This window comes from Feifania hominis (assembly GCF_014384765.1).
Lineage (GTDB): Bacteria > Bacillota > Clostridia > Oscillospirales > Feifaniaceae > Feifania > Feifania hominis.
This window is the reverse complement of record NZ_JACRSP010000006.1, coordinates 1-23,661: the sequence shown is the minus strand read 5'-3', so window position 1 is coordinate 23,661 and position 23,661 is coordinate 1. Positions and strand designations below refer to the sequence as shown.

Annotated in this window: 24 protein-coding genes and 1 pseudogene; all 25 read left to right on the top strand. The window is 55.9% G+C overall.

Annotated elements, in window-relative coordinates:
• The first annotated feature begins 142 nt into the window (after positions 1-142).
• A complete protein-coding gene (locus tag H8695_RS11170; RefSeq protein ID WP_249301741.1) occupies positions 143-1,477 on the top strand; it encodes a phage terminase large subunit in 1,335 nt (444 codons plus the stop codon).
• A 33-nt stretch (positions 1,478-1,510) separates the two neighbouring features.
• Positions 1,511-2,320, top strand: coding sequence for a cell wall hydrolase (locus H8695_RS11165; RefSeq protein WP_249301739.1), 810 nt, complete (start codon positions 1,511-1,513; stop codon positions 2,318-2,320).
• 45 nt (positions 2,321-2,365) lie between these two features.
• Positions 2,366-3,178 (top strand): hypothetical protein, encoded by an 813-nt coding sequence (locus tag H8695_RS11160; protein ID WP_249301737.1) that lies wholly within the window; start codon positions 2,366-2,368, stop codon positions 3,176-3,178.
• An 86-nt stretch (positions 3,179-3,264) separates the two neighbouring features.
• Positions 3,265-3,570, top strand: a complete 306-nt coding sequence (locus tag H8695_RS11155; protein ID WP_249301735.1) for a hypothetical protein — start codon at positions 3,265-3,267, stop codon at positions 3,568-3,570.
• 241 nt (positions 3,571-3,811) lie between these two features.
• Positions 3,812-5,659 (top strand): portal protein, encoded by a 1,848-nt coding sequence (locus tag H8695_RS11150; RefSeq protein ID WP_249301734.1) that lies wholly within the window; start codon positions 3,812-3,814, stop codon positions 5,657-5,659.
• Positions 5,656-5,832 carry an endonuclease Q family protein gene (locus tag H8695_RS11145; protein WP_249301732.1) on the top strand — a complete coding sequence of 59 codons (177 nt, stop codon included), beginning with the start codon at positions 5,656-5,658 and terminating at the stop codon, positions 5,830-5,832. Before H8695_RS11150 ends, H8695_RS11145 begins: the two co-directional genes overlap by 4 nt.
• Positions 5,833-5,937: 105 nt before the next feature.
• The gene (locus tag H8695_RS11140) at positions 5,938-6,207 is read left to right on the top strand and encodes a ParB N-terminal domain-containing protein (protein ID WP_249301730.1); all 270 of its coding nucleotides are present in this window, start codon (positions 5,938-5,940) and stop codon (positions 6,205-6,207) included.
• Positions 6,200-6,670 carry a hypothetical protein gene (locus H8695_RS11135; RefSeq protein ID WP_249301728.1) on the top strand — a complete coding sequence of 157 codons (471 nt, stop codon included), beginning with the start codon at positions 6,200-6,202 and terminating at the stop codon, positions 6,668-6,670. Before H8695_RS11140 ends, H8695_RS11135 begins: the two co-directional genes overlap by 8 nt.
• 89 nt (positions 6,671-6,759) lie before the next feature.
• Entirely contained in the window at positions 6,760-7,980 is a 1,221-nt protein-coding gene (locus H8695_RS11130; RefSeq protein WP_249301725.1) for a hypothetical protein, read from the top strand.
• Between the two features lies 1 nt (position 7,981).
• Entirely contained in the window at positions 7,982-8,449 is a 468-nt protein-coding gene (locus tag H8695_RS11125) for a hypothetical protein (protein ID WP_249301724.1), read from the top strand.
• Positions 8,450-8,695: 246 nt separating this feature from the next.
• On the top strand, positions 8,696-9,154 hold the full coding sequence (locus H8695_RS11120) for a hypothetical protein (RefSeq protein WP_249301722.1): 459 nt from the start codon (positions 8,696-8,698) through the stop codon (positions 9,152-9,154).
• A 79-nt stretch (positions 9,155-9,233) separates the two neighbouring features.
• Positions 9,234-9,707 (top strand): hypothetical protein, encoded by a 474-nt coding sequence (locus tag H8695_RS11115; protein WP_249301720.1) that lies wholly within the window; start codon positions 9,234-9,236, stop codon positions 9,705-9,707.
• Between the two features lie 249 nt (positions 9,708-9,956).
• Positions 9,957-10,424, top strand: coding sequence for a hypothetical protein (locus H8695_RS11110; RefSeq protein WP_249301719.1), 468 nt, complete (start codon positions 9,957-9,959; stop codon positions 10,422-10,424).
• Between the two features lie 118 nt (positions 10,425-10,542).
• A complete protein-coding gene (locus H8695_RS11105; RefSeq protein WP_249301717.1) occupies positions 10,543-10,998 on the top strand; it encodes a hypothetical protein in 456 nt (151 codons plus the stop codon).
• A gap of 294 nt (positions 10,999-11,292) precedes the next feature.
• A complete protein-coding gene (locus H8695_RS11100; RefSeq protein WP_249301715.1) occupies positions 11,293-11,946 on the top strand; it encodes a hypothetical protein in 654 nt (217 codons plus the stop codon).
• 6 nt (positions 11,947-11,952) lie between these two features.
• Positions 11,953-12,786 carry a hypothetical protein gene (locus H8695_RS11095; protein ID WP_249301713.1) on the top strand — a complete coding sequence of 278 codons (834 nt, stop codon included), beginning with the start codon at positions 11,953-11,955 and terminating at the stop codon, positions 12,784-12,786.
• A 461-nt stretch (positions 12,787-13,247) separates the two neighbouring features.
• Positions 13,248-13,613 carry a hypothetical protein gene (locus H8695_RS11090; protein WP_249301711.1) on the top strand — a complete coding sequence of 122 codons (366 nt, stop codon included), beginning with the start codon at positions 13,248-13,250 and terminating at the stop codon, positions 13,611-13,613.
• Between the two features lie 199 nt (positions 13,614-13,812).
• The gene (locus H8695_RS11085) at positions 13,813-16,083 is read left to right on the top strand and encodes a hypothetical protein (RefSeq protein WP_249301709.1); all 2,271 of its coding nucleotides are present in this window, start codon (positions 13,813-13,815) and stop codon (positions 16,081-16,083) included.
• Positions 16,084-16,097: 14 nt separating this feature from the next.
• Entirely contained in the window at positions 16,098-16,958 is an 861-nt protein-coding gene (locus H8695_RS11080) for a hypothetical protein (RefSeq protein ID WP_249301707.1), read from the top strand.
• 161 nt (positions 16,959-17,119) lie between these two features.
• On the top strand, positions 17,120-17,818 hold the full coding sequence (locus H8695_RS11075; RefSeq protein ID WP_249301705.1) for a hypothetical protein: 699 nt from the start codon (positions 17,120-17,122) through the stop codon (positions 17,816-17,818).
• Positions 17,811-19,751: a DUF2460 domain-containing protein gene (locus tag H8695_RS11070; protein WP_249301703.1), complete on the top strand. Its 1,941-nt coding sequence runs from the start codon at positions 17,811-17,813 to the stop codon at positions 19,749-19,751. The genes H8695_RS11075 and H8695_RS11070 overlap by 8 nt, the downstream gene beginning before the upstream one ends.
• 98 nt (positions 19,752-19,849) lie before the next feature.
• Complete coding sequence (locus H8695_RS11065; protein WP_249301701.1) at positions 19,850-20,074, top strand: hypothetical protein; 225 nt, start codon at positions 19,850-19,852, stop codon at positions 20,072-20,074.
• A gap of 377 nt (positions 20,075-20,451) precedes the next feature.
• Positions 20,452-21,273 carry a hypothetical protein gene (locus tag H8695_RS11060; RefSeq protein ID WP_249301699.1) on the top strand — a complete coding sequence of 274 codons (822 nt, stop codon included), beginning with the start codon at positions 20,452-20,454 and terminating at the stop codon, positions 21,271-21,273.
• Between the two features lie 17 nt (positions 21,274-21,290).
• Complete coding sequence (locus tag H8695_RS11055) at positions 21,291-23,375, top strand: hypothetical protein (RefSeq protein WP_249301697.1); 2,085 nt, start codon at positions 21,291-21,293, stop codon at positions 23,373-23,375.
• Positions 23,376-23,383: 8 nt separating this feature from the next.
• Positions 23,384-23,661: pseudogene (locus H8695_RS11050) on the top strand (hypothetical protein); the annotation flags it as partial.

Here is a 23,661-nt window from a genome sequence, read left to right as displayed (position 1 = left end):
ATCGAACAACCAAATGAGAAACACGCATGAAATGCTTTGTGAAGCCAAGTCGACAGGCGCAGGCTGAACTTAGCAGTTCAGCGGTTCGTTTTTAAGTGGTCACAGTTAAAAACGAACATCAACTAATTGCTGGAGGGTCAATGTGGTCAAAATCATAGAGCAGCCAAACGAGAAGCAGCTTCTCTTTCTTCGGGCGCGCACACGGTTTGTGGCATATGGCGGGGCGCGCGGCGGCGGCAAGAGCTGGGCTGTGAGACAGAAGGCAAAGCTCATGGCTGTGCGCTACGCGGGCATTCGGCTTCTCATTTTGCGCAAGACCTACCCCGAGCTGCGGGAGAATCACATTCTGCCCATGATGAGCGAGCTTGGGGGTGTGGCGAAATACAAGGAGACGGAAAAGGCGTTTTTATTCCCGAACGGGAGCCGAATCCGCTTTGGGTACTGCGACAGCGAGAGCGACGTCAACCAGTTTCAGGGACAGGAGTTTGACGCCATTTTCATGGATGAGGCGACCCATTTCACCAAGTACCAGTTTGACACGCTGACGGCCTGTCTGCGCGGGGCAAATGAATTTCCCAAGCGCTTCTACCTGACCTGCAACCCGGGAGGGGTAGGGCACGAGTGGGTCAGGCGTCTCTTCATCGACCGGCAGTATGGGCCGGGAGAAAACCCGGAGGACTACACATTTATTCCGGCCAGAGTCTACGACAACAAAGCGCTGCTGGAGCGTGACCCGGGGTATGTGCAGATGCTGGAGGCTCTGCCGGAGGACTTGCGCAGGGCGTGGCTCGACGGCGACTGGGATGTGTTCGCGGGGCAGTACTTCCCGGAGTTTTCCAGAGAGCTTCATGTGTGTAAGGGCTTTGCGATTCCCGAGGGGTGGCGGCGGTACTTCACGATGGACTACGGGCTCGACATGCTGGCGGGCTACTGCATCGCGGTGGACGAGCGCGGCGATGCGTGGGTGTACCGTGAGCTGTACCGCAGCGGTCTCATTATCTCAGACGCGGCAAAGGCGATACGGGAGCGGAACGAGGGGGAGGACATCGACGCTTTTTTTGCGCCGCCGGATTTGTGGAACCGGCGGCAGGAGACAGGCAAGAGCGCGGCGGAGCTGTTCGCGGAGCAGGGCGTGTTTTTGACAAAGGCGGACAACAACCGGGTACAGGGCTGGTACAATCTCAAGGAATGGCTCAAGCCGGTCGTGGGCATGGACGGGAAGAAGACCGCCCGGCTTCACATATTCGAGGGGTGTACGAATCTGATTCGATGTCTGCCGGCGCTGCAGCACGATGAACACAACCCAAATGATGTGGCGGACGAGCCGCACGAGCACACCCACGGGCCGGATGCGCTGCGATACTTTCTCGCGGGCAGGCCGCGGCCGGCGGAGGTTCCGCTGCCGGAGCCGCACTATGCGTTTTCCATCTTCAAGCCGGACGAACCGGTGGGAAGAGAAAAGATTGAAGCGATATAAAAAGTGGTTAATACGGAAACAGGAGAAAATAAGATGGCGAATAATGAATTTTATGATAAAATAGTAAAAAATGGGCGCAACACAAATCAAAAGAATCCTGTTGGCAGGGGTGTTTGGAGAGATGCTCTCTTAAGCACTCAAAAGGAGCCTGCCGGGTTTGACGACAGTACGAATACAGGCTGGGTTGACAGGGGCGGCATGTCCACAGACTGGTCGGAGCAGTATCGACCGGGCGGTATGTCGACAGATGGTTCCGAGCAGTACAATATGAATGAACGCCGCAAAAATGAGCAGCTGGTAACCAAAGAGCAATATTCAAAAAATATTCTGGGCGAACCTGGAAGTGGCAAATTTGAAAGTATGGAGCCGAGCGAGCGAAGAGAATATCTTATGAATAATGTCTTTGATATAAGAGAATTGATCGCTCGTACCATCTATGGCGAACAGACACATGCGGATCAGCAGCTCCCGGTAGCATTTACAATTTATAATCGAAAGAACTATCACAATCCGGCTGAGAAAAATTATACAAAGAAGAACTACTGGGATATCGTGTCTGAACCGGGACAATTTACCGCGCTCAGCGGCGAAGGTGGTAATGTGCAGTCTTTTTATATTGACTATGACAGCGAAGGATGGAAGAATGCGCTCGAACTTGCCGATGATATTTTAGACGGCGTATTGGCTGAACAGTATAAAAGTCCCATTTCTACTTATACGCAGTATCGGACAAAAAACCAGTTTTATAATCACTATGATCCGGACCGGAGAACCTATGCGGATAAGCCGATTGAAGAGCCTATTACGATCGGTAATCATGTTTTTTTTAAATACATTGGTTAGGAGCTGACGGATTTGCCAAGGGGATTGAGGCTGTTTGCGTTGACAATGGCGGTAGCGCTCGCACTTGGCGGCTGTTCGGCGCAGCGCGGTGATGCGCTTGTGATTGAGCAGGCGGCGGGTGAGCTTCTGCGTGCCGGGGAAAATGAACCGGGACGCGTGTTCGATGTTACACTCGACGGGCGGATGCGCCAGACAAAGCTGCCGCTGCTGTACGATGACGGAGAGGTCAGCTTTTATGCGGTGTTTGAAGAGCGCGGCGTGGCGGCGGTCTGCGGCCGGACGGTGAGCTATCTGCCGGAGATTGAGCACGGAGAACCCCACTGGAAGATGTTTCAAATGGAGTGCCATGACTACGACGGCGACGGGGAAAACGAGTATGCCGCCTGGGGCATGGACGGGGTACCGCAGTACAGCCAGCTCTGGATGCTGGAGCGGGACGGCGAGTCGCTGACGCTGGCGGCTCATCTGAATTCCGTGGGGTATTACAGGGTCTTTCAGCGGGGCGGTGAGCTGAGCGTGACGGCGCTGCCCGGCGAGGAGGGTTCGGCGGTTCGCACGCTGACGACCCGCCGAGACGGGCAGGAGATCACGGCCGAGATCGACTTTTCCGGGAGTGCGGATTGCGGCGAGGAAAAGCCGATCTGGGAGTGGGAATTTGAGGTTGGGCCCGCCGATTCGCTGCGCTTTCGGCTTGAGGAGGACGGCACCATGACGGTTGAACAGCCGGTCGCCTGCATGCAGACCGAGTGGCCGAGCAGCGTTCTGGAGTATGCGGCCGCGCTGCGCGGTGAGGTGAAGTACCGCGGCGGAGCGTTTGAGGTGGGCAGTCTGCGCCTTGAGCAGGCTGACACGCCCTGAACAGGCCGAATAAAGCAACTAAAAATGGACTGGAGCGCACCCCTCGGGGGGAGCGCTCTTTTTCATACAGTGAAAGGAGAGACAACATGTTTGAAATTGGCTTTTTGATTTTGTGTATTCTGCTGCCGGGGGCAGCTTTTTTTGCGTTTGCGCTGGGGTATCACGCCGGGCGCCGTGTGAGACGGGAGCTGAATATTGGGCCGAGGCCCCTATTTTATGGAACACCCAACAGAACCGCGGTTCCGTTGGGGAGGAGCAGTCGCGCAGCGAACGAAGCCGGCGATCAGCCGACGCAGCTGAGCGGAGCGCACTGCGACGAGGCGCGAGCCAGAGCGATACATGACAATATTGAGAACTATGGTACCGGCAGGAAACAGGAGGATGTAGAATGAGAAAAAAGCAACAGGCAGGCCCCTTGCGGGGCGGGTCACTGCGTGACGGCAATGGGGCCCCCGGCGAAACCGCAGTTTCGCTGGGGAAAAGGACGAGCGGAGCGCACGAGGACGAGGAGGATGTAGAATGAAAAAGAAAAAAACAGGCCCCCTGCGTAACGGGTCACTGCGTGACGGCAATGGGGGGCCCCCGCAAAGCCCGCAGGCTTTGTGGGGAGAGGACGAGCGGCGGAGTGGACGGATGCCCGGCAGTCAGCTGGGCGGAGGGAGCGGAGCACGCGAGGACGAGCTGAGCGGAGTGCACTGCGACGACATCTGGAACGAATATCAAAAGGGTCTGGACTACCTGAACGCAGACGGCTACTACAGCCGGGTGGACGAGTGCTTTCGCATGGTGGAGGGCGACCAGTGGCACGGGCTCAAGTCGGGAGATGAGCGCCCGGCACAGCTGAACATCCTGCAGCCCATCATGAAGAACTCCACGGCGCTGGTCGGCCAGAATACCATGTCCATTCGCTATACCTCGATGAACTTTGAGGGAAACGACGAGCAGCGCTCGCGCAGACTGAAGCTCTGTGAGCGTCTGAGCCGCTTTGCAGCCAAGACCTGGGAGCGTGTCAAGCTCGACCGCTACCAGTGGGACATTCTGCAGAATGCCTTTGTGAGCGGCGACAGCTTCGCCTGGTTTTACGACGGCGGGGATGAGCTCAAAATGGAGCTTTTGGACTGCACCAACATCATGTTCGGCGATGAGAACAACCCGGACATTCAGGAGCAGCCGTATCTGCTCATCATTCAGCGGCGGTATGTTGACCAGGTGCGCCGCGAGGCGCGCGAAAACGGCCTTGCGCAGGAGGAGATCGGCCGCATTGTTTCGGATGATGACACCACCGGCCAGCTTGGCATCAAGCGCGAGGTGGCAAACGACCGCAAGCTCATCTCGGTGATGAAGCTCTGGAAGCAGGACGGCGAGGTCTGGTTTGCCAAGACGACGAAGAACGTTTTGTATCACCCGGCGACGCGGATTGAGGGGCTGACGCTCTACCCCATTGCGCAGTACTCATGGAAGCCGAAGAAAGGCTCGGCGCGGGGTGTGGGCGACATCTGGGACAAGATTCCAAACCAGATCTCCGTCAACAAGAACCTCTACCGCTTTGAGAGCGCGGTCAAGGCCTCGGCCTTTCCGCACAAGGTGTATCAGGAGGGGGCGCTCTCGCCGGACGACGTCAAAAAGCTCAGCTACCCGGACAGCAACATTGCCGTTCGCGATATGACGGGTCAGGGCATTGGCAATGTGGTGGCATATTTGCAGCCGGCGAACATCTCGCCCCATGCCAAGAGCATCTGGCAGGAGCTCGCACAGCTCACCCGCGAGCTCTCGGGCGCGGGCGACAGCCTGGAAAACGTCAACCCCGAGCTCGCCTCGGGCGCGGCGATCAACGCGGCGCGCGACGCGAAGACACTGAGCGTCAACATGCAGGTCTCGGCGTTTCGCCAGTGGGTGGAGGATGTGGCGCTCATCTGGGTGGACATGTGGCTGGCTTACAACCCGAACGGCGTTGAGCTCATCTACGACGGGGAAGACAGCAAAGAGACCCGCGAAAAAGTGCCCGCAAAGGAACTTCGCGACATGCGCCCCGACGTGCGTGTGGACGTTTCGCCGAACAACCCCTACAGCAAGCTCGCGCAGGAGTCCGGGCTGACGCAGCTTTTGACGATGGGCGCCATCACGTTTGAGGAGTTCGTCGAGGCGCTCGACGACGACGCGAGCATTCCGAGAGAGAAGCTCCGGGAGATCATACAGAAGCGCGCCGGAACCGCCCAGCTCGAGGACAAGGCCAAACAGGGCGAGCTTGCGGCGAGCAAGCTCATTGAGCTGACCAAGGCCATGGGCGCGGGCTCGTCCGGCACCGGGGCACAGGCTCCGGCCGGGGAGAGCGCGGATACCGGCGCGACACCGACGCAGGCAGCCGCCGCGACGGGCGCGGGCGCAGGTACGCCCGAAGCGTCCGCGGGCATGCCGCAGCAGGCAGCCGGGCAGCAGGCCGCGGCGGCGCTTCCGACTGAGATGATGGGGGTGGCGAATTGACTTACTACTGTGACAGACACCGGCTCTGTGAGCTGATGATCCGCCCCGCCCCCGCGCAGGAGCGCGACGGCGCTGTCTGGCGGGCGCAGATCCTCTACTGCCCGCGCTGCGGCAGGGAGCAGTACCTCCGGCTGATTGGACTGGGCGGTGAGACCGCTGTGGAGAAAATCTGACGGTGGGATACATAGGGATAATGTGGTAAAATGAGTGATATGTATCCAGAGCAGGACGTTAAGACGTATTGAGTTGACGCACAGGATTGGATTGATCTTGACCGAGTGGATGACTACAGAGAAATGCTGGAAGCGGGTGTTGACATTCCACCGGTAGAAGTTTACTTTGTGCCTGGCAAAGGCTTTTATATTCAGGATGGACACCACAGATTTGCTGCCAGCCAATTGACCGGAATACCAGTTAAAATCTTAGTAGTAGATCAATCAGGCCCTATCGGGTTGCCCAATTGGAAAGAGGCTTTGCCAGGAAGAGGAGGAAAAACACATGGGATTGGAAGCATACCGAATCAAAATAGAGCCTACCCGAATGATTGACAGAGAGCAGTTGTTCTCTTACTGGAACGACATGGGCTATCAGCCTGTTGGAGAGAGCTGTACCGATCAGTATCTTGAAAAAATCTGTGAGTGGGGCATCATTGAGATCGCTTTGCGCAACGAATTGCGTAAGCTGATGGAGCATGAAAGACATAGGCGGGAAGCGGGCAAATCGGTTGCCGATCTTCTGAGGCCGGATAGGCCCTATGAAGATCGTGAGTCGGTGCAGATACAGATTGCAAAGCCAAACCACGAGAATACGGTGGATATCCTGCTCGAGGATCTCAGGACGCTTGACAGGCTTATTCCGATCAGGGCGGTTAATATGCAGACAAAAAAAGCGATTTCGCTGGATGACAACGGGGAGCTGAAAGAGCATTTTAAAAGGTGTCACGACGAGTATTTACACTGGTTTTCAGCGCCGCACTATCCCATTCGATGCGGTGAAGCAAGCCGCCGCTGAGATCGCTACGGGCACGGATGAACCAACAGAACACCAAAAGGCAGAGCGCGTGAGCGCCCTGCCTTTTCTTGTGGAGCAGGGGGATGAAGATGACAAAGAAAAAACAGGAAGACGGTCTGGCGGATTGGCAGCCCAGTTATTTTGCGACGGGCTTTGATACAACCGCTGGACAGCGCAGTGCAGGCAGTCCCACGGTGGAGGAGGACTGGCAGCCGCCGTATTTTGCGAGCGGGAGGACACCAACGCAGGAGGAAGACTGGCAGCCCGAATATTTTGCAAGGGGACTGCCTGCACGAGGAGGAGGCGGCAGCGCGGGAAACGGCGGCGCCGGAAGAGATGACCGGAATAATCGGCGCATTTTCCCTGGTGACTCCGAGCGGGGCACTGGAGGATTGCCTCTGCCGGTCCCGCTGCCGCTGCCTCTGCCAAAGTGGCGACTGCCGCATATCTCGTGGCCGGGTGGGAAGTCTTCGGGCGGCGCTCAGACGCCGGGCGGCCAGTTTGAGAGAACGCTGCCCAAATACGAGGGCGAAGATTTGCACAGCAGGCAATATCTGCGGCAACAGTCGCCGGATTGGCGTCTGCCGGATACGACGAGGGCCTATTTGGAACAGCTGGAAAAGGCTCTCTCAAACGACACAGCGGTAAATAGGAGCGGACTGTCAACGATCTCGGACAGCCCTGCGCGAACGGGCGGCGGCGGGATGAGCCGCGCAGGCGGCGCCGGGCGCGCAGATGGATACAGCGGCCCGCAGTCGCGGATCATACAGGAGCGCACAGCGGAAGATTACACGAACCTGCCAGCTGGTATGGAGCGCACAGGCGCGGGCGGCGAAAGCCGCGGAGGCGGAGCGGGCAGAGACAGAATCGCTCTTGACGGCATGGACGATTTTGATACAATGGGAGCAGAAGAACAGCCCGCTTTGAAAGAAGAGGACATTCTGCACTCGCGCTATTCCAAATACTGGGGAACAAACCGGGATGGGAAAAACCAGGGTGTGACGCATTTTTTGGGAAAGTATCAGAAAGAGGATTCCCGCAGGCTGGTGTCAATTGCTAAGCGGCTTGGGAGAGACCCTTCTGATTTCTCGTTTACGGTAGAGGGCTTTGAGAATTTGACAAAAGCCCTTCTGGATGCGTCGCGAAGCGGGAAGCAAATTAAAAGGGGCTCAAACCGTTTTGTGTATTTTCCGTCGGCAGACAATCCAAATAAAGGCACAGTTATTATTTGGAACAATGATCAGATTGGAACAGCAATCCCAATGGATTTAGATGAATTTTACAGATATAAAAATCAGGGAGGGAAATAAGATGCGCAAGATGCTGGTGCAACATGTGGAGCCTGAGGATGATTTCGATGTAAGAGCCAAGGCTGACCTGGTGGATTTGAAGACCGGGCGGAGCTATTGTGTCGGTGTGGTAGAGTTTTTAAGTCTGAACAAAAACCCCAGACTATTTGGCCATGAGGGTGATATCATTGATACGGAGTTGTATGTTGAATGGGCAGATTTCTGTGAGCCCTTTGATGTGCCGGATGATGTGGACTATATACAGCGGGGAGTTGGAATCTGGGCAAAGGCAAAGGTGCTGGCTGTAGCGGCAAAGGATACTCTTATTTGTGAAATCAAAGGGCTTGCTGATCGAATTGTTGTAGATGACCTGGTGTACACAGACAAGGTGGGAGAAACCATCTATGTAGCAGGATCGCTTTCTATTGACTATCATGAACACCATAATCTTGACCAGTGGACGATCCCCTACGACCCGGAACTTGGGTAGATGTTAGATGAGATCCATCCGATTTCTCGTTTACAGTAGAGGAGGTTCAGAACTTGGCAAAAGCTCTGCTGGATGCGGGAAGCGGGGAACAGATTAAAAAGGCGGTAGTCGCTTTGTGCACTATCCCTCAATGAGCCACCCCAATATTGGAATCGCCGTTATCTGGAATGGAGATCAACTGGGAACCGTCATACCAATAACAAAAGATAAATTTTATAAACAGTATGATAGATAGGGGTGGATACCATGCGTAAGATGTTTGTAATGAATACCGACATTTCTGATGACGACAGATCTTTTGCAGACTTGATAGATTTGCATACGGGAAGCAGATTTCGCGTGGGGGTGCTTGATTACCCAAATTCAGATGGGAAACATCGACTTTGTGAGAATGAAGTAATAACAACAGAGCTTTTTATTGAATGGTCTGAATTGTGTGAACCATTTCAAACACCTGAAAATGTGGATTACGTATGTGGAAAAGGCCCTGGAATTTACGCAAAAGCTAAAGTGCTTGCTATAGCGTCAAAGTATACTTTAGTTTGCGAAATAAAAGGACTTTCCAGTCGTATCATTGTGGACGACATGCACTATGATGGAGAAGTCGGCGATACCATTTATATATGGGGGTCACTGTCGATTGATTATAGTGAACATGGTCTGCCGGAAAAGTGGGATATTCCCTATGACCCAGAACTCGGGTAGACATTGAGGGAAAGTGTTTTCTTGGGTTGAATGGTGATCAGATTGGTACGGGAAAAACACAGGCAGGGAGGGAAATAAAGTGCGCAGATTACTGGTAGAACATGTTGAGCTCAAGGATGAATTTGGAGCGGAAGTTCGGGCGTGCTTGAGAGATTTGGAGACACAGAGTGTCTATTGTGTTGATTTGGTAGAGATGCTCGAGTTGAACACTTCGCCGAGACTATACGGCCACGAAGGCGAGATCATTGATTCGGAGTTTTATATTCAATGGGCCGATCTTTGCAAACCGTTTGAGACTTCAAAAGGCATGGAATATGTTCAAAAATGGGAATCACCGTATATTGAAGCCAGGGGAAAAGTGCTTGAAAGAGCGGCGGAAAATGTTCTCATTTGTGAAATCAAAGGGCTTGCTGACCGAATCATTGTAGATGACCTTACCGGTAACGCAAATGTTGGAGAAACAATTTATCTAAATGGCTCCCTGTCGATTGACTATTATGAAAATAATACTGTGAAAAACTGGATGATTCCCTACGACCCGGAACTTGGGTAGACATTGGGCGAGCCCCATCCGATTTCTCGTATACGGCAGAGGGGGCTGAGAACCTAACAAAAGCCCTTCTGGATGCGTCGCGAAATGGAGAACAGATTAAAAATGGGTCAAACCGATTTGTGTATTTACCGTCGGTAAACAATCCCCAAAAGGGCACAGTTATTATTTGGAATCATGGTCTGATTGGAACAGTAATCCCAATGAATTTAGATGACTTCTACAGATATAGTAATCAGGGAGGGAAATAAGATGCGCAAGATGCTGGTGCAACATGTGGAGCCTGAGGATGATTTCGATGTAAGAGCCGTGGCTGACCTGGTGGATTTGAAGACCGGACGGAGCTATTGTGTCGGCGTGGTAGAGTTTTTAAGTCTGAACAAAAACCCCAGACTATTTGGCCATGAGAGTGATATCATTGATACGGAGTTGTATATTCAATGGGCACATCTCTGTGACCCTTTTGAGTTGCCGGATGATGTGGGCTATATCCAAAGAGGAACAGGGATCAAGGCAATAGCAAAAGTGCTGAGCTTTGCAGCGCCGGATGTCTTAATCTGTGAAATTAAAGGGTTAGGGGACGCTGTCGTCGTTGAGGATATAAAATACAATGGGAACATGGGAGATACCATTTACCTTAGCGGGTCATTATCAATCGACTACAGTTTACATGGGGGAGTTGACCAGTGGACGATCCCCTACGACCCGGAACTTGGGTAGATGTTAGATGAGATCCATCCGATTTCTCGTTTACAGTAGAGGAGGTTCAGAACTTGGCAAAAGCTCTGCTGGATGCGTGAAGCAGGGAACAGATTAATCGATTTGAGTGGGATATAAGATGAGGAAGTACTTAGTCACCTGGGCCACGACTGATACAATGGAAACAGACGCCAAGATCAGATTGCTCAACGGAGACAACGAACTTATTGTTAATTTTCTAAATGGATTGACTAACACCAGGGCGGATGAAGTAAAGCAGGGATGTGTTATTCTGACAGAACCTTATATTGAATGGGCCGCTCTCTGCGAACCTTTTCAAACGCGAGTTGACGCTGATTTTATCCAAAGAGATGGTCCTGCGATTTGGGCAAAAGCAAAAGTGTTGAACATTGCAGCGCCGGATATTTTAATTTGTGAAATCAGAGGATTGGGAGACGCTGTCGTCGTTGAGGATATAGAATTTGACGGAAAGATCGGAGATACCATTTACCTTAGCGGGTCATTATCAATCGACTACAGTTTACATGGGGGAGTTGACCAGTGGACGATTCCCTATGACCCGGAACTCGGGTAGACGTTGGGGGAAAGTGTTTTCCGGAGAGCAATTGCGCTGGATGACGATGGGCAGCCAAAAGAGCTTTCCGGCGCCGCACTATCCCATTTGACGCGGTGAAGCAAGCCGCCGCTGAGATCGCTGCGGGCAAGGATGAACCAACAGAACACCAAAAGGCAGAGCGCGAGAGCGCCCTGCCTTTTTCATGCCGGGACGGGGCGCGTGAGCCCTGCCGCGGCTTTTTTCTTGCCCCGCAGGGGGCGCCATTTCGCAGGAACGCGTAAAAATCCAAACAAAAAGAGAGGAGAGATACAGTTGGACGAAACAGTAAGCGCAAACAGTCAGGAGGCCGCTGTCCCTGAGACCAACAGCACCATTGACAACGCGGCACAGCAGACCGAGTCGAAGCCGGACGGACAGGCGGAGGGCGGCAACGAGACTGCACAGGACAGCACGGTGCAGCCCTTTGAGGGAGAGCAGCAGCGGGATTTGGAGCGGGACGCCGCTTTTGCACATCTGCGCCGGGAGATGGAGGCGGCACGCCGGGAGGCGCGCAGGCTTCGCTCCGCAGGTGAAGAGAACGGGCGCAGAGGACAGAGCGCGCAGTGGGAGGCCATGCGTCAGGAAAACGACTTTCTGCGCGATCAGGTCTTCAGCCGGTTCTACAGCGACGACCTTGAAATCATCCGCGCCGCTCACCCGGACTGCCGGGCCGAATCGGTGAACGACCTGGGTCTTGATTTCTGTGGTCTGCGAGCGATGGGGGTCGATCCTCTGGTCGCCTATGAGGCGATGCAGTCCGCTCACAGCGCGACACAGAGACAGAAACCGCCCACCATGGGTTCGGCGAAATCCACGGGCAAGACCGAGAGCGGCTTTTACACCCGGGAGGACGTCAGGCGCATGTCTCAGGACGATGTGAGCCGAAATTTTGACAAAATCAGAAAATCAATGAGCAAATGGAGGTAATGAAACATGGCATATGAAAACTTTATTCCGACCGTATGGGCAGAGGCGATCAGCAGAGAGCTCGACCGCGCCTGTGTCTTTGTGGAGAACACCAACCGCGAGTACGAGGGCGATGTGAAGAAGATGGGCGACAGTGTGCGCATTCTCGGCGTGGGCAAGCCCACCATCACCCGCACGACCAACAAGGAGATTGCGCTTGAGGCGCCGGAGACCGTCGAGGATACGTCGGTTCTGATGCCGATCAACCAGATCGCCTACTTCAACTACAAGGTGGATGACATCGACAAGCGCCAGTCTTCCGGCGGCGTGATGGACGCCCTCTCGAAAGAGACCTCGGAGGGTCTTGCAAACGAGATGGACAAGTACATCGCCGACATGGCAAAGGCGAAAAACGCCCTGCTTGACGAGGCCACTGCCTATCAGGTCACCAAGGACAACATCATGGAGAAGATCGACGCCGCCCAGCAGAGACTCTGGGAGAACGACGTCAAGCAGAGCACCAAGGTCACGCTGACCGTCTCGCCGCGCTTTTACATGCTGCTGCGTCAGGCTTACAACCGCCTTGACACCGACAACAGCGACATGCTCAAAAACGGCGTTGTGGGCCGCTATGGCAACATCATTGTCAAGATGTCGAACAATGTGGCGAAGAGCGCCGCGGGCGGCGACCTGATTCAGCTCAAGACCGACCGTGCGATTGCGTTTGTCAACCCCATGACCCACACCGAGGCCTACCGCCCGGAGAGAAGCTTCTCAGATGCGGTCAAGGGCTTTGTTCTCTTTGACGGCAAGATCGTCCGGCCCAAAGAGATGATTGTGATGAACGTGAAGTACGCTTAAAGAGGGGACTGCGACGCCTGCAGGCTAGTCCCCGAGGCGGTGTTAGCGGCGAAGCCGCCCCGCCGAGTGGGGCACATTAAAATTGAAAGGGCTCCCGCGCGCGAATGCGCGGGGGTGAGTGAGCCGGCAGGCGAACTGGCGGCCCCTTGCGGGGCGGCAATGGGGCCCCCGCGGGAACCGCAGTTCCCGTGGGGAAGAGGAGCAGTCGCGAAATGGACGAGACCGGCGACAAGCCGGTTGAGGGAATGGAGCGCACTGCGACGAGCGCCCAGCGGGGACGAATTCATTTCGGCCCCGCGCACATTAAAATTGAAAGGGCTCCCGCGCGCGAATGCGCGGGGGTGAGTGAGCCGGTAGGCGAACTGGCGCGATAGCGCCTAGGCGGCCCGGGTTCCCCGGGTCGCCGCACATCAAAATTGAAAGGGCTCCCGCGCGCGAATGCGCGGGGGAAAGGAGCAAGTATGGCAATTACAAAAATCACACCTGTGAAGATGGCGGACGTCAATGAGATTTCCGCAGCTGTCGCGTTTACCGCTGCGACTGCGGCGGCCGACGGCTTTTCCATTCCCATGCAGGAGCAGGACGCAAAGACGGTTCTGCTGTTTCAGAACACCGACACCGCCGCGGCGCACAGCGCAGTGGTGAAAAAGGGCAACGGCATTCAGGGCGTTGTCGATCTCGCAACCGGAGACATTGCGGCTTCGGCCATTGTGGCGATGACCCTCGATTCGGGCGCATTTAAAAATGTGACCGGCGAGAACAAGGGCTGCGCCGTGGTTGTGCCCGATGACGTCAAACTCAAAGCCGCGGTTGTGGTGCTGCCGTAACAGAGAGCGCCTGGCGAAGTGGTCAGGGCAATCTGCCCGGGCAGAGCACGATTTGCGATATTGGGGGCGGCTTCGGCCGCCCTTTCATACAGGCCATCCCAGGGGCTGCGGCAGAAGCTGCGGCTTCGGTGGGGCAGGACGGCCGGGTGCAACTCCCGGGGCCTGTAAAAATATGGTTACAACAGAAAAAAGGTATGGTATGATGAAAGTGACAAAACGGGGTAAGTTGGATGTTGAGACAGAAGAGCTTTCCAGAGAGATCGGAATGCTCAGGGACATGATCGACAACGCCAGTATTTACGATGATGCGGCGCAGATGAAAACCCGTCTTGGCGAACTTGAGCAGCAGTATGCGCGAAACCGCAACGCGATCGATCGCCGGGATGGAAAAGAGAGCATTCAGTCGGGCGTCATGTCGACCGACTGGGAGCAGCGCGACCCATGGAATCTTTCGCAGTACAGGGCGGACGAGAGCGACCGGGGCGTGGAAGCGGCGCGCGGAAGCGAGAGCCCGCTTGTGACGCAGGCGCGAAACGACCGGCCGATGTATGAAAAGTCAAACAAAAAGCTGGGGAACCGAATGTGGGTTCTTCAAACCATGCAGAACATGGGCGACAATTCGGATAAGAACAAACTGGAGTATGACGCGCTCGCATACATGCTCGGGCAGAACAACGAGAAGCTTGCAGAGATGGAAGAGCTCGACCCGACAAAAGTAAAATACACCAGCATGTCGACCGACTGGAGCCAGCGCGACCCGTGGAATTTCTCGCAGCTCAAGGCGGACGAGAGCGACCGGGGCACCCGCGAGGAGCGAAAGGGGGAAAGCCCCCTTGTCACACAGGCAATCAACGACCGGGCTATGTACGAGAAGTCGAATGAGAGAATCCTCAGCGAGTTGAGTAAACTTGAAAACACCGGGCTGCATCTCACCGACCGGAATGTGGAGTATAAGGCGCTCGAGTACATGCTCGAGCAGAACAACAGCAAACTTGCGCTGATCGACTATATTCTGGAGAGCCCCGACCCGGCGGCCGCCTACCGGCTCAATCCGGGCGAGGGATATCAGAGCGCCATTTACGACATCTCGGAGGACCCGGAGGAGATCGCCTATCTCAAGGCATATTACGATGAACAGGTTTATAACAAAAAGCTCCGGGATGCGATTGCCCGCTATGGGGCTGAGGGGAATGCGCTCACCGCGCAGTACAACTCTGCGGCGAATGTATCGCAGACCGACCTCATGAGAGCGGGCGTTGAGGCGCCCGACGCTGAGCAGTATCGGCAATATCAAAACCGGAAGGGCAAGATCGACTACATCGTTTCGGCGCTGGAAAGCCAGATCGGGCAGAACAAGATCGCGGGAGAACGCAGGGAGGACAGCTATCGCGCCTATCTGACCGAGCGCGACGCGCGCAAGGACCCCTACTATGCCCCCTATAAGGCGGCGGGTAAGAAGACGCTCACCGCGCAGGAGGCATACGATGCCACGCCGAACAAGGACAGCTATGGCTATTTCTCTGTTGATGTGGGCAACCCGGTGGAGTTCAGCTTTCAAAACCCCGACTGGCAGCCCAGAAGCGAAGAGATTGAAAATCCGGTCCGCTCCGAATATCTCTACATGACCGACGAACAGCGCGACACCTATGCCTATCTGTTGGATGCGCGCGGCAAGGCTGCGGCGCAGAAGTATATGGACAGCATCTGGCGCGAGCTGACCGCCAAGCAGCAGGAGGCAATCAACGAGGGACTGTATGAGTATTGCAAAGATCATAAGGTGGTGGGCACTCTGATCAATATGGCGTCGCCGGTGTTCAAGCCGATTCAGATGCTGGGCGTCATCGGCCAGATGACGGAAAATATCCGCACCGGCAGAGACCGCTCCATTGACCCAAACGCTGTGACCAACTTTGGTTACCATCTCGATCAGACCAGCCGCGCGGGCGTTATAGACGGCCTTGACCCGGAACAGGCGGCGTTTTTGAATGGCCTGATGGACGCCGGACAATTTGGTGTGACATTGGCAATGCCGAAATCATTGAGAATAGCCGTTTTGTCGTCGGGCAATGCCGCTGAGACGGCCACACGCATCTCGGCCTCCGGCGGCAGCGATGAGCAGGCGCTCTTCGCGGCTGTGACGGTGGGGGTGAGCGAGGTTATTCTCGATGATATCAAGCTGGCAGATCATATCAAGTTTCTGAATGCTGGCAATGTGGAAAAAATACAGGATGAACTGATTAGAAAATTTGCCAAAGTGGGAATTGATTTGAGTAAAAAAACTCTCAACAAGATAGCTGAAAACGTAGGTGATTATGCCATGAATGGAGAGCAGTCGCAATATGCAAGATTGATCAGGGAACTGATGAATCAAGGACAAGATTCTCAGCAGGCAAGGGAAAACGCCTTTGTAGAGATCTTTATCACAAACCCTGTGATGGAGAGCTTGATTGAAAAGGGGCTGGGTAAATAATCAGGAGGTGCGAAATGGGATCACGTCCAAAGGAATTTCCACTGTTGTTTGAGTTCTGCCGCCACAGCGACAGACTTGCGGACGGTGTGCTCGCTGCGCGTGAGGAGATTGTGCCGGGGCTTGATGTGTACGGCCTGGCGGAGCACTTTGGCTTTACAGACGAGCCAGAGGAGAACAGTTTGAGTCTCTATCAGGGGCGGGCATGGTACTTGTGGCAGCTCTGCAAGCTCTGGGAGGAGCGCGATGGGATGTTTGCGCTCAAGTTCGCGATGAAGCAGGCGATCGAGCAGCGCGAGCGGCTGATTCAAAAGCTCTGTCGGGCGCTGAAAGATCGCTACTGGGCGGCGTATTTGGAAGACACGCCGTACCCGTGGGATGGTGACTGGCTTCATACTCTACTGGAGAGAAAACGCGGGTTAGGAGCGGATAGTGAGGATGCCGCACTTTTGGGTGCCTGGCCGGGACAGAGTGTTATTGACCGGCTGCTGGAGCTTAATATGCCGCAGATGGTGAAACCTCCTGAAAAGCGGCTGCTGCGTTATTTCCATCGATACTATTCACGCACTACAAGTCCTGGCCATTGGAGAATTTATTTAACCATCTTTTTCAACGGATTTGAAAAAGACGAAGATCTTATTCGTTTTTTAAAGCTTCTTGAAAAAGTGCCATATGCTACATCGATTGAATGCCAGGCAGAGGGATGGTTTGGATTTTGGGGAAAGTTTCGATATCTGGGGGTTACTCTTTCACTTTGTCAGGAGCCGGGTATAGGGATTTGGTTTGGTATTGAAGATAGTGGGGCAACAGAGATTGAATCTGATATTACAAATATGGCAAATGAATTGTTTTTGGCAATGCAGGAGGAAGAGCCGTGACTGAGAGGCCAAAGGAATTCTGATTTTTCACGGCAACAGACGAACACGATATAACAGCAACAAAGGCCCTGCCGGGTGACCGGCGAGGCTTTGTAATAGGCGCAGGGGCGGCCGTTTCACACGGCCGCCCCTGCGCCATTGATTTTAGAAAGGAGACAGGTATGACATACCCAACTTACAAAGATCTCTGTATCAATGTTTTGCTGCGTTTGGGCGAGGACCGCGCAGTGGACGGCGGCAAGATCAACCTCACCTCGAGTGTGGCGAGTTATCTCAAGGCCATGCCGATGCTGCTGCGCGATGCGCTCAATCTGCTCGCGACCGCCGGCAAGTATGTGACCGGCACGGTGACGATCACACAGCCCGTCCCGGAGGAGCCGGCGGATGGGGTCCTCGGCGAGGCTGACCAGGATGGAGAGGCGGCGCCCGGAGCGGGAGAGCCGCAGAAGCGGGGAGACTGGAATTACTACGACCTGCGCGAGATTGAGCCGGATTTCTTCGGGCTGCGCGAGGTGAGATTCGTGCCGCCCGGCGGGATCGGCACAGCGGGCGAGTGGCGGCTTGAAAACGAGCGGCTCTTTGCTGTGCCGGAGCAGCGGGCGGGAACCTGGTACCTCAATGTAAACCTCTACCCGCAGGAGATCCCCGACGACATGGACGACAGCACGCAGCTGCTGGTGGACCCGGAGGTCTACACCGTGCTGCCGCTCTACATTGAGGGCAAGCTGCGCCAGATCGGTGACGAGGACTATTCGGCGACCATTCTCAACGAGTTTGAGCAGCGGCGCGCCGAGCTTCTTGCCCGGTCGGCGCACAGTGTGGCGTCGGTGCGGCGGGATGGGACGTGGGACTATGATTAAATACTCGCAGGAGAACACGGCGTCTCGCACCTCGGTGCTCTACGACACCTTTCTGTCGGTGGACTTCTCAAAGGCATCGGCCAACCTCGCGCCCCAGTACAGCCCGAACAGCCTGAATATGATCCGCGACGAATACGGAAAAATCAGGCGCAGAATGGGGTATTACGAGATACTGGATTTACGGGAAGATACTGCGGAACCCTCCGTAAGCTCCCCGGAGCAAAATTACACAGTCTGGGGTCTGACACGCTACCGCAGCGAGATGATTGTCCACTGCGGCACAGGGCTCTACCGGGTTACAGAGAGCGACGGCGAGACGCAGACAGAACTCATTTACAGCGGTCTGGCCGCCGGGCACAGCTGGTTTTACCAGGCGGGCGAGAGCCTCTACATTCTCGACGGGGCGGACTTTTTTATCTACGACGGGGAAACGGCCAAGAGAGTTGAGGGGCGCACCCCCATACTGGGGCTGGGCGGTACGCCTGCGGGAAGCGCCACGCTGTATGAACAGATCAACTTTCTGACCAACAAGTGGGAACAGCACTTTACCGGTGACGGCTCGAGCAGGGAGTATCAGCTTCTGCTCGGCGATCTGGATGAGACGCCGGTCAAGGCGGTGGTCGAGAAGCTGCAGGACGGCGAACTGATCGAGCAGGAGCTTGTGGAGAACACCGACTTTACGGTGGACCGGGTGGCGGGAGTTGTGACATTCAACACGGCGCCGCCCTCGCCGCCGGTGGCAAACGAAGACAACGTCTTTATCACGGCATCCAAAGACCGCAGCGAAAAGCGCGCTCTGGTACTCGGCTGCCGGGCAATGAAGCCCTTTGGCATCAACGGCAGTGAAAACCAGATCTTCCTCGGCGGCAACCCGCAGGCGCCCAATCTGATTTTCTGGAGCGACATTGCCGACCCGACTTTCTGGGGGGAGTACCAGTACGCTGAACTCGGACAGGACAACTCGGCGGTCATGAGCTTTTCGACGCTCAACACCCAGCTCATCGCCCACAAGGACCCGGCCAGCGGTCAGAATTATCTCTGCTCGGTCTATGCCGAGGACCACAATGGCGCGCTCATTCCCCAGGTTCGCATCGACAAGGTAGTGGGGGGCTCGGGATGTGTGTGCCGGTACGGCTCGGCCCAGTTCGGCGAGCCTCTCTTTGTCACTCAGCTCGGCGTACAGGCCATCACCACCCGTGACATTGCGGGCTATGAGATTGAGACGCTGCGCGGCGACCGCATCAACCGGCAGCTCATCGCCGAGCCGCGCCTCTCAGAGGCGGTCGGGTGTGTGTACAAGTACTTCTATCTTCTCGCGGTTCCCGGTGAGAGTGGGTCAGTATATGTGCTTGACCGGCTGAACCCGACGGGCGAGGGCAATGTATTGGGCAACGCCTATCAGTACAACGCCTTTTACTGGGACCATGTGCCGGCGCGGTGCTGGATGGTGGATGCAGGCGAGCTCTACTTCGGCACAGAGGACGGCCGGGTGATGAAGTTTTACACGGATGAGGCGGCGTCGGCGTCGTACAACGACAACGGCGAGGCCTATGAGTGGCTGTGGGAGCTGCCGGAGTATGTGGGCAACCGCTTTTACAACAACAAGGCGATCAAGTATCTGGCGCTGCGGGCGAAGGCATATCTGCGGGCATATGTGGTGATCGACGTACAGGTGGATGGGCTGTGGTATGAGGTATTGCGGGACAATGTGTCGTTCGGGTTTCTGGATTTGAACGATCTGGATTTGAACAATCTGAATCTGTCGACGGACCGCACGCCGAAGAAGACGACGCAGAAGTACTCACGGCGGCGGCTTGACAAGTTTGCGTTTCGCATCCGAGGAGACACGGTGGCGCGAAACGCCGTGGGCGAGCCGTTCGGCCTTTACTCTTTTGCCTTTGAGGTGAAAGAGCGGGGCAAGCATAAGGGATAAGGCGAGCGCGCAGCGCAAGCTGGCGGCCACTGGCGGGGCGGCAATTGGGGCCCTCAACGAAACCGCACGTTTCGTTGGGGAGGAGGAGCAGTCGCGAAATGAACGAGACCGGCGGCCTCTTGCGGGGCGGCAATGGGGCCCCCAACGAAACATACGGTTTCGTTGGGGAAGAGGAGGAGCAACAAAGCGAACGAGGTTTTCGCCGCAAGGCGGAAACGGAGGCAGCGGACTTTGCGACGACGAAGGTTGAGGGAATGGAGCGCACTGCGACGAAGCGCCTCAGGTTGCCGCGATTCATTCGCGGTAACCGCACAATCAAATAAGAGGGGTCCCCAAATGGGGGATACCCCATTTGAGCGAGCGCGAAGCGCAAGCTGGCGCGATAGCGCCTCAGGTTGCCGCGATTCATTCGCGGTAACCGCACAATCAAATAAGAGGGGTCCCCAAATGGGGTACCCCATTTGAGCGAGCGCGAAGCGCAAGCTGGCGCGATAGCGCCTCAGGTTGCCGCGATTCATTCGCGGTAACCGCACATTCAAATGAAAGGGGTCCCCAAATGGGGGGTACCCCATTTGAGCGAGCGCGAAGCGCAAGCTGGCGCGATAGCGCCTCAGGTTGCCGCGATTCATTCGCGGTAACCGCACATTCAAATGAAAGGGGTCCCCAAATGGGGGTACCCCATTTGGGGAGGAATAGAATTATGAATGAAAACGATCCGCGCTTACAGCTTTCTGAAGCGGATAAAAAACTGCCGGCATCATCACAGCAGATCATCCTCGACGCGAAAAAAGCATATGCGGCCGCAGAGGATGCGGGAGATACTGCTGGTATGGAAAAGGCGAGCAACACGGCAAATCTGGAGCGGGCAAACGCTCAAAATGGCTTTCTTGCAGATCGCTATGGAAATTACGTGGGTGCAATTACCCCAAAGACGACAACCAATGAGCTGTCCGGCTCTACATCAAACTTTCTTACAAATCAGCAGAATAAGGCACAAAATCTTCTGACGAATCAGAAGAACAGCCAGAAAGCGTCGGTTGAGGCGCAGGTGAAAAATCTTCAGCAGCAGGCCTATCTGCAGAAAGTCAAGGAGCTGGGGAATCTCAACAAGATCAATGCGCTCAAAGGGCAGACCGGTGGCCTTGCGGAGAGCACGCTGCTCGCGCCGACGGCCGCCTACCGCAACACGCTCAATGAGATCGGCGCGAATCAGATGGAGGCCAATCGTCAGATCGATCAGGCGGCGGATGCGCAGGAGCTTCAGCTTGCCATTGACTTCGCCGATAAGGCGCTCAGTCAAATGAATCTGGAAAATCAGATGCAAAACCAGAACTACTGGAACCAGCAGAACCTCGATTTCAGCCGGGAACAGTATCGGGACAACCGCGTCGATTCAGCGCTCAGTCTGGTGATGAATCTGATTGCGGGCGGCGCGAGGCCGACCGACGAGCAGCTGCAGGCGGCCAATCTCACACGCGAACAGGCCGACGCCATTGCACAGCAGCTCAACAGGAATTTTTAAGAGAGTGAGGGAACAATATGGCATTTCAAAGAGCGGATGAAAACCGCAGCATCTGGCGGGCAAAGCCGGATATTTTACAGGACCAGTCGGCAACGCTCAAGGCCGACTGGGACCGGCTTCTCAATGAGAATGCGCAGGAGCTCAACGGGCTGATCGACGAGCTTGAGGCGTCGACGGCAGCGGGACAGATCGGCAGCGAGACGATCACAGGTGTGGCAGGCAACACCGTGCAGGCGGCACTCGCGAGCGTCAAGGGGCTCATTGACGGCCGTTATACCAAAACTGAGAGCGACGCGCTTATCTCGCAGGCGACGGCAAATCTTGTGGAGGAAGTTGACGTCAATCTCACGACGGGCGTCATCACCGTCACCAAGAAAGACGGCAGCACCGAGAGCTTTGACACGGCGCTTGAGAAAGTGCCGGCGACCTTTGAACTCACGGAGCACGACGGCGGCGTCTATCTGAAGATCACCAATGTGGACGGTTCCTCGACCGAGACCAATGTGACAGAGCTGATGAATGTATATACGTTTCAAAACAGTGACGAGGTGGCATGGAGCGTCACAGGCGATGGGAATGTGAAGACCGTGACGGCGGCGCTGCGGGACAACTCCATCGGGATGAGCCGTCTGTCGCTGTCGGTGGTGACGCAGCTCGAGGCCTGGGCGGACGAGGCGAGCGCAGCGGCGGCATCGGCGCTTGCGAGCAAGCAGGCCGCGGCGGGCTCACAGAGTGCGGCGGCGCAGAGCGCACAGGCGGCCCAGGCCAGCCAGACGGCGGCTGCGGGCAGCGCAGCGGCTGCGCAGACGAGCGGAACTCAGGCCGCGGGCAGTGCGCAGGCGGCCTCGTCGAGTGCGGCGCAGGCGTCGGAAGACGCGGTGCTCTCGAAGAGCTATGCCGTCGGCGGCACCGGCACCCGCGCCGGCGAGGACACGGACAATGCGAAGTGGTACAAGGAGCAGGCACAGGCCATTGTGGGCAGCGACTTTGCCACGCGCGCAGAGGCACAGGGCTATGTGGACACGCACGACGCGGCTGAAGACGCGCATGTGGCTCTGTTTGAGGCGGCAGTGGAACAGGCGAAAGCAGCAAGTGTCTCGAAGTCGGGCGACACCATGACAGGACCGCTTGAGACGACGGGACTTTCGGTGGGGGAAGATAACACCGCAGGCAATGGCGCAACAATTGGCGTGGGCAACTTTGCCGCCGCGGGCAAACACTATGTCAATCTTGGCGGGACAGTTTCCGCCGGAGACGACACCATATGGTTGGACAGTGTAACAGGCATCACAGCGGGGTCATCACTCTACTTCCGTCTGCAGAAGACAAGCGTTGTCAAGACGGTGGCCTCGGTGGACGCCGATCAGATGACCGTGACGGTGACACCGCCGTTCGCAGCAGGGGAATTCAACACCTCGGGTGAGTCCTTTGACGACATCTATCAGCCGGGGACGTTGACTGCGCTCGCGGTGGGGCGCTACAATCACGCATCAGGAAACGGCTCTTTTGCGGGCGGCCTGTATTGCATTGCATCGGGCAGTCAGGCTCATGCACAGGGTTATATGGCGCGGGCGCAGGGCACTTACTCCCATGCCGAGGGACAGAATACAACGGCGACAGGGGACTATGCCCATGCGGAGGGGCGCGATACGACGGCAGATGCGTGGGGGGCTCATGCAGAGGGAAATGAAACGCTGGCGTCCGGACGGTACTCTCACGCGGAGGGAAGCGGCACGAAGGCACAGGGTCAGTGCTCGCATGCCGAGGGAAGTGGCACCGAGGCAATCGGAGTCGGCGCGCACGCCGCGGGGAACGCTACGACAGCGTTTGGGGCTTACACCTACGCGGGGGGACATGGCACACGGGCACAGGCAAATTACTCAACGATCGTAGGCAAGTACGGCGAGACAAATGCGGACACACTCTTCGCTGTGGCAAACGGCACGTCGTCGACTGACAAAAAACTCGCCTTTGAGGTGAAGCAGGACGGCAGTGTGCTTGCGGGCAGCGAGCAGGTTGCAAAGTACCGATATGGCACAGAGGATTTGACAGCAGGTGAAAGTGCGCTGCCTACAGGGGTGCTGTACTTTGTTTATGAGTAGGTGAGACTATGGCAAAAAAAGCTTATATCGGGGTGGATGGGATAGCCCGCAAAGTCAGGAAGATATACGTCGGTGTAAATTCCACAGCCCGAAAGATCAAAAAAGCCTATGTTGGAGTAGGCGGCGTGGCAAGACCGTGTTGGAGCGGCGGAGAGCTTGTGTATTACGGCACGGCTACGGCGCTGAGTGTGGCACGGCAGCACCTCGCAGCAACAAGCGTAGGAAACTACGCCTTGTTCGGCGGGGGAGAGACAACAAACAATAGCAATGTAATCGACGCATACGA